12 protein-coding genes are annotated in these 12,865 nt (G+C 54.0%); 10 read left to right on the top strand and 2 right to left on the bottom strand.

Features of this window, described 5'->3' with window-relative positions:
* Window positions 1-147: 147 nt before the first annotated feature.
* Window positions 148-543: a PaaI family thioesterase gene (locus BLQ17_RS16040; RefSeq protein WP_092224667.1), complete on the top strand. Its 396-nt coding sequence runs from the start codon at window positions 148-150 to the stop codon at window positions 541-543.
* Window positions 544-569: 26 nt separating this feature from the next.
* Here BLQ17_RS16040 and BLQ17_RS16035 read toward each other — a convergent pair whose 3' ends face one another.
* Both BLQ17_RS16035 and BLQ17_RS16030 read right to left on the bottom strand, forming a co-directional pair.
* Window positions 570-1,460 carry a class I SAM-dependent methyltransferase gene (locus BLQ17_RS16035; protein ID WP_092224665.1) on the bottom strand — a complete coding sequence of 297 codons (891 nt, stop codon included), beginning with the start codon at window positions 1,458-1,460 and terminating at the stop codon, window positions 570-572.
* A 56-nt stretch (window positions 1,461-1,516) separates the two neighbouring features.
* Window positions 1,517-2,647, bottom strand: coding sequence for an amidohydrolase (locus tag BLQ17_RS16030; protein WP_218121818.1), 1,131 nt, complete (start codon window positions 2,645-2,647; stop codon window positions 1,517-1,519).
* Window positions 2,648-2,905: 258 nt separating this feature from the next.
* Here BLQ17_RS16030 and BLQ17_RS16025 point away from each other — a divergent pair, with 258 nt between their 5' ends.
* The 9 genes from BLQ17_RS16025 to BLQ17_RS15985 all read left to right on the top strand — a co-directional run bounded on the left by BLQ17_RS16025 (window position 2,906) and on the right by BLQ17_RS15985 (window position 12,860).
* Window positions 2,906-3,742, top strand: coding sequence for a sulfide/dihydroorotate dehydrogenase-like FAD/NAD-binding protein (locus tag BLQ17_RS16025; protein WP_092224661.1), 837 nt, complete (start codon window positions 2,906-2,908; stop codon window positions 3,740-3,742).
* 83 nt (window positions 3,743-3,825) lie between these two features.
* Entirely contained in the window at window positions 3,826-5,238 is a 1,413-nt protein-coding gene (gltA, locus tag BLQ17_RS16020) for an NADPH-dependent glutamate synthase (RefSeq protein ID WP_092224659.1), read from the top strand.
* 401 nt (window positions 5,239-5,639) lie between these two features.
* Window positions 5,640-5,999: an NADH-quinone oxidoreductase subunit A gene (locus BLQ17_RS16015; protein WP_092224657.1), complete on the top strand. Its 360-nt coding sequence runs from the start codon at window positions 5,640-5,642 to the stop codon at window positions 5,997-5,999.
* Window positions 5,990-6,502 carry an NADH-quinone oxidoreductase subunit B gene (locus BLQ17_RS16010; protein ID WP_092224655.1) on the top strand — a complete coding sequence of 171 codons (513 nt, stop codon included), beginning with the start codon at window positions 5,990-5,992 and terminating at the stop codon, window positions 6,500-6,502. Before BLQ17_RS16015 ends, BLQ17_RS16010 begins: the two co-directional genes overlap by 10 nt.
* 1 nt (window position 6,503) lies before the next feature.
* The gene (locus BLQ17_RS16005; protein ID WP_092224653.1) at window positions 6,504-8,219 is read left to right on the top strand and encodes an NADH-quinone oxidoreductase subunit D; all 1,716 of its coding nucleotides are present in this window, start codon (window positions 6,504-6,506) and stop codon (window positions 8,217-8,219) included.
* Window positions 8,216-8,722, top strand: a complete 507-nt coding sequence (locus BLQ17_RS16000; RefSeq protein WP_092224651.1) for an NADH-quinone oxidoreductase subunit NuoE family protein — start codon at window positions 8,216-8,218, stop codon at window positions 8,720-8,722. The genes BLQ17_RS16005 and BLQ17_RS16000 overlap by 4 nt, the downstream gene beginning before the upstream one ends.
* 13 nt (window positions 8,723-8,735) lie before the next feature.
* Window positions 8,736-10,010, top strand: a complete 1,275-nt coding sequence (nuoF, locus tag BLQ17_RS15995) for an NADH-quinone oxidoreductase subunit NuoF (RefSeq protein WP_092224649.1) — start codon at window positions 8,736-8,738, stop codon at window positions 10,008-10,010.
* A 14-nt stretch (window positions 10,011-10,024) separates the two neighbouring features.
* Window positions 10,025-11,587 carry an NADH-quinone oxidoreductase subunit G gene (locus tag BLQ17_RS15990; RefSeq protein ID WP_092224647.1) on the top strand — a complete coding sequence of 521 codons (1,563 nt, stop codon included), beginning with the start codon at window positions 10,025-10,027 and terminating at the stop codon, window positions 11,585-11,587.
* Window positions 11,574-12,860: a complex I subunit 1/NuoH family protein gene (locus BLQ17_RS15985; protein ID WP_092224645.1), complete on the top strand. Its 1,287-nt coding sequence runs from the start codon at window positions 11,574-11,576 to the stop codon at window positions 12,858-12,860. Before BLQ17_RS15990 ends, BLQ17_RS15985 begins: the two co-directional genes overlap by 14 nt.
* Window positions 12,861-12,865: the final 5 nt, after the last annotated feature.

The raw sequence follows: 12,865 nt of genomic DNA, 5'->3' as shown, positions 1-12,865 counted from the left end.
CACATCAGCTCCACCATGACAAACAGATGCGTATTCTTTATATTTCAATTAATTTTAGATAAATATCAACCATAAAAGTCCAATTTCCCAACAGGCGATCTCCCAACAAGCGGCAAAAACGCCCCCCGAACACCAGGATATTGACAGATGACACAGGACGAATACCAGGAAGTAAGCCGCAGCAGTTACATGAAGCACAACGGCGGGATGCAGTTCAGAAAAATCAGCGACACCCAGTTCCAGTTCAAAACCACCATACAGGAGATTCATCTCAACACGGTCGGCATTACCCACGGAGGGTATATCATGAGCCTGCTCGATTCCGGAATGGGGACCTCTGCCTACCGGTCGCTGGATGGGGAAAAAAGAATAGCCACCATCTCGCTCGATGTGAAGTTCATGGCCGCCTCGACCTCGGGAGACACCCTGCACGGCACGGCGACAATATTGAGAAAAACCCGGTCGCTCATCTTCGTTCAGGGGCTGATCCACTCAGGCGACACCTGTATCGCCTCCGCCGAAGGCATCTGGAAAATATTATAGGAAAATATCGCCGGCTAGTTGTGGGTTCAGGAGATTTTTGCATCGACGCAGATGCGATAGCTTTTAGGTCCGCAATGGCCGCAGCGAACCGCCTGGGCACAGATGATTTTTCGCCCCGCACGGCCGGCGGCAGCGGCCACCATGTCGATTGAGTCCTGAAACCCGTCCGGGCTCTGCATCTGGTAGTAATGGATGGTCCCGCCGGAACGAACACCATCAAGGGCGCCGGCCAGAAATCTTTCGCCGCCTCTTGGCAGGGGCATGATCACCCGGTCAAAAGGACGGCAATAGAGGCCGCTTACTTCTTTTGCATCCCCGCAGACAAGCTCGATATTGCCGACGTCTTTATTAATGGCCAGGTTTTGCTGGGCATACCGGTGCGCCACGGGATTTTTCTCAACCCCCACTATCCGTTCGGCTTTGCTGTATCTCGATATTATCAAGGGATAAGGACCGATTCCTGAAAACAGTACCAAGACGTGTTCGCCCCCGGCAACCAGGGAGGCGATCCTTTTTCTTTCCGCACCGCTTCGCACGGAATAGTAGGTCCTGCTAAGATCGACCCTGAGACGAATCCCGAATTCCTTCACCTCCGTCTCCGTTCTCTTCTCCCCGCCTATGACCTGCAGCGGCACGGTCCTGAACTCGCCGCCGTAGATCCCGGTTTTCTTGGCCACCACCTTGAGTCTGCCGTTGCTTGACAGGATCGCCTCGCTGATCAGTTTTTCCCGATGTCGCAGTTCATCGGGTACGGTAACGACCGCGATATCACCGACCACATCGTAACTGCCGACCAGCAGCTCCAGCTCGTCCGGTGGCAGGATGGGCCTGAATATTTCCTTTAATTTTGTCGACACGATATGACGCCTGCTCAAGATACGGAACTCACTGGCTGCAGCTCCCTTGTTTTTTTTCACCGCCTTTGTCGTTTTGCCGGTGCAGCATAACGACTAAGGCTTGTGCAATAATTTCCCTAGAAAGAGACTCCGGCCAGCAGGCACAGGGTTCGCACCATCGGTTCTATGAGCCTGTCGTTGAAATCGTAACAGCTGTTGTGGCAGGGAACCGAGTAGCGTCCCCCGTCCCCTGCGCCGATTAAGGCAAATGCCCCCGGAATTTCCGCAAGATAGTAGCTGAAATCCTCCGAAGCCATTATCGGCAGCTCTATTTCGGAACGAAAATAGTGCTCACCGAACCCTTCAGCCAGACAACCGGCGAACCTGCGGGCCTCGTCACGGCTGTTTATCACCGCCGGGTAGCGTGGAGTGAATTTCACCTCCGCCGAGGTATTGTATCCGGCGGCTATAGAAGTCGCTATGCTCTCAATGGCTTTGCCGATTTTTCCCATTTCGCCTTCGGCTCCCAGCCTTACCGAACCCTGCAGCGTCACCGCCTCCGGAATAATCGTCGCCCCCGACCGGCCGTCAAAGGAGGTGACACTCACAACACCGGGGGTCTGGGGGGAGAGGTTCCTGCTGACAATCTGCTGAAGAGCAAGGGTAATTGCAGCCCCCGCAAGCACGGGATCCCGGCACAGCTCGGGCTGGCTCGCGTGGCCTCCGCTGCCTTTCACCCTGATGACAAAAGAGCCGTTGGCGGCCATAAGGGGCCCCTCCGGGCAGACACCACTACCCAGGGGGATAGCCGGCCAGTTGTGCCAGCCGAAAATGCGGTCGACCCCCTCAAGCGCCCCGTGTTTGATCATTTCCCTTGCACCGTGCCCCCCTTCCTCCGCCGGCTGAAAGATAAAAGTCACCGGGCCCTCTAACCTGTCTTGATGCCGATTCAGCCAGTTGACAACCGCCAGCAGGACCGCCATATGTCCGTCGTGACCGCATCCGTGCATGACCTGGGGGTGCGTTGACCGATACCAGGCGTCGTTCTGCTCATGCAGCCTCAGCCCGTCCATGTCGGCGCGAAACCCCAGGTGTTCACCTTTTTTCTGCGGTGCAATCGAGGCGACAATGCCGGTCTCAGTGCAACGTTTCCAGGACACCCCCATCGCATCCAGCTGGGTCTGGATAAAGGAGGCGGTCCCGAACTCCTCCCAGGCCGGCTCGGGAATTTGGTGCAGTTCTTTTCTTATCCGGACTGCATTTTCCACCAACTCCTGCCAATTTCTATTGTCTGACTTTTTCATTTCTAGCGGTCGGCAAATATGGTTTAGTTTTTATTTTAAATTTTGTTCAATTCCAAAGAATTGCAGGCATCAGTATTGCATCATGTTACTATCAGCCTTTTCAATTAGCCAACAATACCTATTGCTTTAAACAGAACTTTATGATTATTTACTCGGGGAATTAGGCATATTCACGAAATATTTTCCATATAAAATTCAATGGGTTTACCTTCGGAGGAAAAAATGTTTAAAATTGTTCATCGTGAAGAGATGGCTGAAGGAACAGTAGTTCTCAATGAAATAGAGGCTCCCCTGATCGCCAAGAAAGCAAAACCCGGTCAGTTTGTCATTCTTAAGGCAAACGAGGAAGGTGAAAGAATTCCGCTTACCATGGCCGAGACTAATCCGGAAAAAGGTACCATAACCATCATCTACATGGTTGTCGGCAAATCCACCGCGCTGTTCAAGGAACTCAAAGTCGGCGAAGGCTTCCAGGACGTAATCGGTCCCCTGGGAAAGCCGACCCATCTGGAAAAAGTCGGCAAGGTGGTCTGCGTGGGCGGTGGTACCGGGGTTGCGGTTCTTCACCCCATAACCAGGGGCCTCAAAGATATCGGCAACGACGTGACCTGTATCATCGGCGCCCGCAACAAAGGGTTGCTGATCCTCGAAGAACAGATGAAGAACGCCTCCCATGACCTGCGGGTGTGCACCGACGACGGCTCCTACGGCCACCACGGCTTCGTCACCGACGTACTCAAGGATGTGCTCGACAGCGAGGACGTCAAGCTTGTCGTGGCCATCGGACCGGTACCGATGATGAAGGCGGTCTCGCAGATCACCAAGGAACGTAACGTCGAAACCCTTGTCAGCCTCAACCCGATCATGGTCGACGGTACCGGAATGTGCGGCGGATGCCGGGTCACTGTTGGCAACGAGACTAAGTTTGCCTGCGTCGACGGCCCTGAATTCGACGGCCATCAGGTCGATTACGACGAGCTTATGCTGCGCCTGCGTGCTTACCACGAGGAAGAGCGCAAGTGCCACAATGATTACTGCACAATCCGCGACGCCAAGTAACCGCCCCTGGCGGTTTAGTACTGTTTTTCAAACATTCGTCTTTTCATTTACAATATAGAGTTGAATGCCTTACGGAGGATATTATGGCAGAAACAGCAGAAAAAGCCAAGAAGCAGGAACGGGTAGCGATGCCCGAGCAGGAGCCAAAGGTAAGAGCCAGAAATTTTCTTGAAGTACCAACCGGATATACGGTCAAGATGGCGCAGGACGAGGCCTCACGGTGCCTCCAATGTAAAAAACCGGCCTGTGTTGAAGGTTGTCCGGTTGGCGTGGACATTCCGGGATTTATCGAAAAAATTACCGAAGGTGATTTCACCGGTGCGATCCGCAACCTCTGGTCGAAAAATGCTTTGCCGGCGGTCTGCGGACGCGTCTGCCCGCAGGAGTCACAGTGCGAGGGACGCTGCATTGTAGGCCGCAAAGGCCAGCCTGTTGCCATCGGCAACCTGGAAAGGTTCTGTGCCGACTACGAACGGGAAAACGGCACAGGAGAGCTGCCGCCGAAAGCCGCCTCCACCGGCAAAAAAGTTGCCGTCGTCGGCTCTGGACCTTCGGGACTGACCGTTGCCGGCGATCTTATCATCAAAGGCCATGACGTGACGGTGTTCGAGGCCTTTCACAAGCCGGGCGGTGTCCTTGTCTACGGTATCCCGGAATTTCGTTTGCCAAAAGCCATTGTCGCCCAGGAGGTGAACTTTCTCGAAAGGCAGGGAGTCAATATCCAGTGCAACGCCGTAGTCGGCCGCACCGTATCGCTTGATGAACTTTTCGAGGAAGGATATGATGCCATCTACATCGGTGTCGGCGCCGGTCTTCCGCGCTTTATGAACATTCCCGGGGAAAACCTGGTCGGAATTCTTTCCGCCAACGAGTACCTCACCCGGGCAAACCTCATGAAAGCTTACGAATATCCCAAGGTCGACACCCCCATTCCGCTCGGTAAAAATGTTGTCGTCCTCGGCGCCGGCAACGTCGCAATGGACTCCGCCCGTACCGCCATGCGTCTCGGGGCTGAAAGCGTCAAGATCGTCTACCGCCGTTCAAGAGACGAGATGCCTGCCCGCCAGGCTGAAATCCATCATGCCGAAGAAGAGGGCATTGAGCTGTTCCTCCTCACCAACCCGACCAAATATCTCGGCAATGAGCAGGGACGGTTGACCGGAATGGAGTGTCTGCAGATGGAACTCGGCGAACCCGACGATTCAGGAAGACGCCGTCCGGTCCCGGTCAAAGGCTCAGAGTTCACCATCGACTGCGACCTTTGTATCGTCGCGGTAGGCTCCGGTGCCAATCCGCTGCTCACCAGCACAACCCCCGATATGACCCTGAATAAATGGGGAAATGTCGTCGCCGATCCCAAAACCGGCAAGACAACCAAAAAGGGTGTCTGGGCCGGGGGTGACATCGTCACCGGCGCCGCAACCGTCATTCTTGCAATGGGTGCAGGACGCGACGCGGCAAACTCCATGCACGACTACCTGACCCTCGGCTGGTAACCGCCAGCCTCAACCGGGGTTTTAAAATCCTCCTGGTGCCTCACGCATCAGGAGGATTTTATGTATGTACCGCACAATTTCCGGGTGCGCTTCACCGCGCTGCAAAAAATGAGGATATTTCTTGCGGCAGGTATCACACCCCGGTCTTGTCTATAATATATCAGAATCCACTCACCCTGCTGCCCCATCCGGATTCGGACTGCAATCAAGCCCCCTGTTTCCCACCCGCACAGCTAGGGCCAAAGTTCTGTGACAACGTAAGAACTTAATCGGTCATGAAAAATTATTCCTTGACACAACCGGGAATCGGCTGTTAATGAATATGCATTCATTTTTTTGGGTAGGTTATCAGTGGCAGGTCAACGCCACATGTATGCAAATTAGCAGTGAGAGAGGATACAATGTCATCGGAACTGTTTTACTCAGCTGCGGCTCTTATTTTGATTGCGGCACTCGTTCCATGCGGAATGATCGCCACGACAATTTTCGGGCCGCGGTCTAAAGGCAAGATGAAGAACGAGGCCTACGAGAGCGGCATCGGACCGGTAATCGGAGCGGTAGACCAGAAATTCAGCGTCAAATTCTATTTGCTGGCCATTCTTTTTCTTATTTTCGACATCGAGGCAGTTTTCATGTATCCATGGGCTGTCGCTGTGCGTGAACTCGGCTGGTTCGGATTTACAGAAATGGTGGTATTTATGCTGCTGCTTCTTACTGGACTCATCTATATACTTAAGAAAGGGGTGCTAAATTGGCGTTAGGATTAGAAGCAAATCTCGGCGACACCGTCATCACCACCAAACTTGATGAAGTCATCAACTGGGGCCGACAGTATTCACTGTGGCCGTTTGTTTTTGGTACGGCATGTTGCGCGATCGAATTCATGAGCGCAGCGGCGAGCCAGCACGACATTTCCCGCTTTGGCGCGGAGGTTGTCCGGTTCTCCCCTCGTCAGGCGGACCTTCTCCTGGTCTGTGGAACGGTTACTTACAAGCAGGCTCCGGTACTCAAGAGGATCTACGAGCAGATGCCCGACCCCAAGTGGGTTGTCTCTGTTGGTGCCTGCGCGTGTTCGGGTGGTATTTACGACAACTATTCTACCGTTCAGGGGATTGATTCGATCATTCCCGTGGATATTTATATCTCAGGCTGCCCTCCCAGACCTGAAGCGATCCTTGATGCACTGATAAAGCTTCAGGATCAGATAAAAGGCGAAAGCGTACTCGTAGACCGCCATAAAGACTTCAAGGGGATTCTCGACTGATATGAATGCGACAGCTCTAGAAAAAATCCGGGCCGCATTTCCCGATGCGACCTGCAGTCAAGTACTGAACTATGTGGTCGTTGATGTTCAGCCTGAGAAGCTGCAGGATACGTTGACCCGGCTCAAAAACGACCAAGATTTCAATTGCGGACTCCTGCTTGACGTGACCGCCATCGACTACCTGGACTACCCGACTCCGCAGGGGGCACGGTTCCGGGTTGTCTACACCATCAAGAACTGGCAGGACAACCTGCTCGTTCAGGTCAGGGCTCTTGTCAGCGACCCCGAGGCTGGTGTTCCTTCCGCAGTCCCGCTGTGGGATTCAGCCAGGTGGGGAGAGCGCGAGACCTACGACCAGTACGGCATTAATTTCCAGGGTCACCCAGATCTCAGGAGAATACTCAACCACTGCCAGTTTGAAGGACATCCGCTGAGAAAGGATTATCCCATCGACAAGCGGCAGGTCCTTTACGAGACAGACAGTCTTGAGCCGCAGATACGCGCACGGTTGGCGGATAAGGGTATCGACGAAGCCACCATGAAAGACATCAACACCGAGGTAATGTATCTCAACCTCGGACCGTCTCACCCTGCGACCCACGGTGCTATCAGGATTCTTACCGCACTTGACGGCGAAACCATCCTCGCCAACGTCAACGAGATAGGCTACCTGCATCGAGGTTTCGAAAAAACTGCGGAACAGAGGACCTACAACCAGATCGTACCGCTGACCGACAGGCTGAACTACTGTTCTTCCATGATCAACAACATCGCCTACGTCAAGGCGGTCGAATCGTGGCTTGGAATACAGATTACCGAGCGGGCCCAGTTTATGCGGGTGGTGCTCACCGAGTTCTACCGTATACTAGACCATCTCGTCTGCCTTGCCGCGGCCCTGGTCGACATGGGCGGTCTGACCAACTACTGGTACCTCTACAACGAAAAGGAAGCGGCCTACGACTTCATAAGCCGTCTCACCGGAGCCCGTCTCACCAGCTCCTTTACCCGTATAGGGGGAATGTACCGCGACTTCTATGACGGCTGGAAAGAAGACCTGGAAAGACAGCTTGTTGATATCGAGAAGGGCTTTGGCGACGCGCTCAAACTGGTGCAGACTAACCGCATCGTCCACGACCGTACCCAGGGAGTCTGCGTACTGCCTGCAGAGACCGCACTGAGCTACGGCCTCACCGGCCCCACCCTGCGGGCGAGCGGGGTAGCCTACGATATGCGTAAGGACGCTCCCTACTACAATTACGAAGCCTTTGATTTCGATGTTCCCATTGGTACCAAGGGCGATGTCTACGACAGGTTCATGATCCGGTTCGAGGAGATGGTCCAGTCGGTCCGCATCCTCCGCCAGGTGATGAAGATGATTCCCGAAGGTCCGGTCAATATCAAGGACAGCCAGGTTGTCCTGCCGGAGAAAGCCCAAGTTTACAACAACATCGAGGGGCTTGCAAATCACTTCAAGTTGATTTTCGAAGGGGTCAAGACGCCTCCGGGAGAATGGTACGATTCTTTCGAGGCAGCCAACGGCGAGCTTGGCTTCCACTTCGTATCGGACGGTTCGGGAAGACCCTACAAACTGAAAGTACGACCTCCCTGTTTCTATGTCATGGGAGCGTTCCACAAAATGGTTGAGGGCAACATGATCGCCGACGCGATCATCAACCTCAGCTGCATCAATATCATTGGCGGGGAGTTGGACAGATGAGCGATCGTTCACAACTGATTTCTACTGGAGAGCCATTCCAATTCGACAAGGAGAGGGATGCTGAATTTGAACGACTGGTGAAGCGTTATCCCACCAGGGAATCGATGATCCTTCCCGCACTGTGGTTGACCCAGGAACAGGAAGGATGGATCAGTCAGGAAGCCATTGCCTATATCGCTGACAGGATCGGAACATTTGCCAGCAAGGTGTATGAGGCGGCAACATTCTACACCATGTACAACCTCCATCCCATGGGCAAGCACCACATCTGCGTCTGCAGGACTCTGTCATGCTGGCTTCGCGGCAAGCAGGAAATTATCGACTATATGCGGGACGAGCTTGGTCTCACTCCCGGAAAGAAGACCGAAGACGGCAAGTTCAGCCTTGAAGAGGTTGAATGTCTCGGTCACTGCGGCACTGCTCCTGTTGTCCAGGTAGACGGAGAGTTCCATGAGAATATGGACGTGGAAAAATTCAAATCGCTCCTGGCGACACTGAAATAGGAGACATACGAATATGGAAGTCAAAATTCTCAGTGCCAAGTTCGACATCGAAGGTGCCAACAAACTCGAGGTCGCCAAACAGCACGGTGCCTATGCGAACCTCGACAGGCTCTTTTCCATGGAACCGGCTGATGTTATCGAAGAGGTCAAGAAAAGCGGCCTCAGGGGCCGTGGCGGCGCAGGTTTTCCCTCCGGCGTAAAATGGGGGTTCCTGCCGAAGGATACCGGCAAGCCGGTATATCTCGCGGTAAACTCCGACGAGTCCGAACCAGCAACGTTCAAAGACCGATATATCCTGGTGAGAGACCCGCACATGCTGATAGAAGGGATCATCATCTGCAGCTATGCCATCGGGTCCCATGACACCTACATCTATATCCGCGGCGAGTATACCACCCAGGTCAAGGAGCTCCAGGCGGCAATTGATGAAGCGTATGAAGCCGGGTATCTCGGTGACAAGGTCGCCGGCCACGACTTCAGGGTCGACGTTACCGTTCACCGCGGTGCCGGAGCTTATGTGTGCGGCGAGGAAACCGCTCTTCTCGAATCCATCGAAGGCAAGAAAGGACAGCCGCGGTCCAAGCCGCCGTTTCCTGCAGTGGCAGGTCTCTACGATTGTCCGACGATCATCAACAACGTCCAGAGTATCGCCTCATTGCCCTACATCATCGAAAACGGAGCGGACGCATACAGGCAGTACGGTACCGAGAAAAGTCCGGGCACCCACCTGTTTGGCATATCCGGCCATGTTGAAAAACCGGGAATGTACGAACTGCCCCTGGGACTTCCCCTGCTCGAGGTTCTCGAAAAGGTAGCGGGAGGAGTCTGGAAAGGTAGGAAACTCAAGGGTGTTATCCCCGGCGGCAGTTCGACGCCGGTGCTCACCCCTGAAGAGGCGAAGACCGTTACCCTCGATTATGAATCGATGGCGCAGCATAAAACCATGTTCGGCTCCGGCGGAATTGTCGTCCTGGACGAGACAGTCGACATAGTGAAACTGGTCAAGAACCTGATCAACTTTTATCATCACGAGTCATGCGGTCAGTGCACCCCGTGCAGGGAGGGACTGGGCTGGATGAAAAAGATTACCCAGAAGATTCTCGACGGAGAAGGCACCATGAGCGATGTCGATCTGTTGCGTGAGCTCTGCGATAATATTGAGATGAAGACTGTTTGTGTCCTGTCAGCTGCCTGTACCATGCCGGTGCGCAGCTATCTGGACAAGTTCAGACACGAATTTGAGGCATATGTCACAGCTGATGAATCATCAGTTGCGGAAGCGAAATAGGAATAGGGCATCCAATGGCTGACAAGATTAAACTTTTTGTAAATGGAGAAGAGGTAGAGGTTGAATCGGGCAAAAACCTGGTTGACGCCGTCTCTGCCGTAGGCATCGAGATTCCTCACCTCTGTTACCACCCGGCCCTCGGCGCCGACGGTAACTGTCGAATGTGTCTGGTTGGACTTGAAGAAGGAGGGCCGCCCCTGGTGCCCGCCTGCAAGACCCCTGCGCAGGAGGGGATGAAGGTTCTGCTCGATGCTGAACATATCAGGAAAATCCAGCACGATGTGATGGAGTTCGAACTGATCAACCATCCCATCGACTGTCCGGTCTGCGACCAGGCTGGCGAGTGCAAGCTGCAGGATTACTACATGGGCTATGACCGCAAGGACAGCCGCATGACTGTTCCCCAGGTCACCAAAAGCAAGAAACTTGACTTTGGCGGCGGTGTAGTCCACGACCAGGAACGTTGCATAGTCTGCGGCCGCTGCGTCAGGTTCCTCCGGCAGATTACCAAGACCGGCGAGCTCGGCATCATCAACAGGACCGACACCGCGAGGGTAAATATCTTCCCGGGCCGACCGATTGACAACCGTTACGGTCTCAACGTGGTTGACCTCTGCCCGGTCGGTGCCATGACAAGCTCCGACTTCCGCTTCAAGCAGCGGGTCTGGTTCCTGAAAAAAGTTCCTTCCGTCTGCCACGGATGCGCCAAGGGGTGCTCCATCACAATCGACCATAACCGCGAGAAATACCAGGACGACATCATCTACCGGTTCAGGCCCCGCCTGAACCAGCAGGTCAACGGGTATTTCATGTGTAACGACGGACGCCTGAGCTATAGACGGGAAAATGAAGGGAGGCTCACCCAGTTCCGCCTCGGTAAAAACGAGCGTGACATGCTCGACGTCATTACCGGTTGCAACAAGGAAATTGCCCACAGCCGCAAAACCGTTGTTCTCGTCTCCCCTGACTTGAGCCTGGAACAGATGGTAAGCGTCAAGGCGCTTGCGGAAAAGCTCGGTGCCACCCTCTCCGGCTTCAGTGACGGATATATCAAGACCGGCGACGGCGATGATTACCTGATAAGCGATGATAAGGCGGCAAACCGCAAGGGGCTTGAAATCCTCGGCATCGATTCCTCCAGGAAGAGCTTCGAGGAGGCGATGGCCGATGCCGAGCTTCTCATCAATTTCAATAACGACCTGAGCCTGTCTTACGATGAGAGTGGAATCAGATCGCTGCTTGGTGATACCAGAACGATAGCCTGCTCCACTCACGACGATGAACTCACCGGTCAGGCGCATTTTGCCCTGGCGATCAGTTCCTACTCGGAATACGCAGGTACGGTTATTAACTGCGACAATGTTCTGCAGCACTTTACCAAGGCCGTAACCAAGAACAATGAGCTTCCCGATGTGTGTGCAATTGCCGCAGAGCTCGGCAGTCCTCTGCAGAACGCGGGACAGGCGTACGCAGAGCTGCAGCGGGCCATAGGGGCGCTCAGTGAATATCAACCTGCCGATATCCCGGCAGAAGGATTGAATCTAAACGATAGCGAGGCTGCAAATGTCACTGCTTGATATTTTAATGATTGCCATCCGGGTCGCGTTCAGTGCCTTTGTGCCGCTCTGCTTTATCGCGGTCTGCGTATGGATGGAACGTAGAGGCGCAGGTTTTATCCAAGACCGCTCAGGTCCCAACAGAGCCAACATATTCGGTTTCCGCGCCGCCGGTCTGGTGCAGAATCTCGCCGATGCGGCAAAATTGATCTTCAAGGAAGACATCATCTCGGCGCACATCAAGCACAAGTTCTTCTTCGTGCTTGCACCGATCATCGTCTTCTTCACGGCGGTTGTCTCCTTCGGGGTAGTTCCCTTCGCCGATACCCTTGTGATCAACGGAAAAAGCTACATCATGCAGGGTATTCCGATTGACATCGGCATTCTCTGGTTCCTGGCCCTTGCCGGTTTTTCGGTTTACGGGATCATCCTTGCCGGCTGGTCGTCGACCAACAAGTACGGTATTCTTGGCGGACTTCGCTCCGCTGCCCAGGTGATCAGCTACGAGATCCCCATGGGACTGGCCATTGTAAGCCTTCTGATTGTGTACGGAACTGTCAACCTCAATGAAATCGCCAGATTTCAGGGGGAGCTGCTGTTCGGTTTCATACCGATGTGGGGAGCTATCCTGCAGCCGCTTGCGCTGGTTATTTTCGTAGTCGCCGCATTTGCCGAGACCAACAGGACCCCCTTCGACCTGGCAGAGGGTGAAAGTGAAATCGTCGCCGGTTTCCATGTCGAATACAGCGCCATGAAATTCGCGGTCTTCTTCATGGGTGAATATGTGGCGCTCTTTGTCTCAAGCGCGATGATAGTCACTCTCTTTTTCGGCGGCTACCAGATCCCGTTCCTGGCTACCAAGACCCTTATCACCATTGCCAAGCCGCTGGCCTTCGTACTTATGATCGGTCTGCCGGTCGGTATGTACTACTTCGCCGGCTGGATCCGCCGCTCCAATATCAGCCACTACCCGAGAGAGAACGACCCGCGGGCATTTGAGGCCAAGTGGTACATCAGGTGTTTCTGGGGGCTCATCGTCATAGTCGAACTGCTGCTGCTTGCAATTCTGCTGTGCCAGTCCGGCGGTGACACGATCAACATCTTCGTCGCCCTTCTCCAGGTATGCACGTTCCTCGTCAAGGTGACAATGATGCTTTTTGTCTACATCTGGGTACGCTGGACATTGCCGCGTTTTCGATACGATCAGTTACAGAAATTGGGATGGCAGATGCTTTTACCGCTGGCACTTCTGAACATCTTCATCACCAGCGCTGTTGTCGTGGCTCTGAGCTAAAGGAG

The organism is Desulforhopalus singaporensis (assembly GCF_900104445.1).
GTDB lineage: Bacteria > Desulfobacterota > Desulfobulbia > Desulfobulbales > Desulfocapsaceae > Desulforhopalus_A > Desulforhopalus_A singaporensis.
This window is presented reverse-complemented; position numbering and strand designations above follow the sequence as displayed.

Coding starts and splice junctions, on each gene's coding strand:
- BLQ17_RS15990 (WP_092224647.1), top strand. CDS start 10,025: ATGGCTGACAAGATTAAACTTTTTGTAAATGGAGAAGAGGTAGAGGTT.
- BLQ17_RS16005 (WP_092224653.1), top strand. CDS start 6,504: ATGAATGCGACAGCTCTAGAAAAAATCCGGGCCGCATTTCCCGATGCG.
- BLQ17_RS16015 (WP_092224657.1), top strand. CDS start 5,640: ATGTCATCGGAACTGTTTTACTCAGCTGCGGCTCTTATTTTGATTGCG.
- BLQ17_RS15985 (WP_092224645.1), top strand. CDS start 11,574: ATGTCACTGCTTGATATTTTAATGATTGCCATCCGGGTCGCGTTCAGT.
- gltA (WP_092224659.1), top strand. CDS start 3,826: ATGGCAGAAACAGCAGAAAAAGCCAAGAAGCAGGAACGGGTAGCGATG.
- BLQ17_RS16025 (WP_092224661.1), top strand. CDS start 2,906: ATGTTTAAAATTGTTCATCGTGAAGAGATGGCTGAAGGAACAGTAGTT.
- BLQ17_RS16040 (WP_092224667.1), top strand. CDS start 148: ATGACACAGGACGAATACCAGGAAGTAAGCCGCAGCAGTTACATGAAG.
- BLQ17_RS16000 (WP_092224651.1), top strand. CDS start 8,216: ATGAGCGATCGTTCACAACTGATTTCTACTGGAGAGCCATTCCAATTC.
- nuoF (WP_092224649.1), top strand. CDS start 8,736: ATGGAAGTCAAAATTCTCAGTGCCAAGTTCGACATCGAAGGTGCCAAC.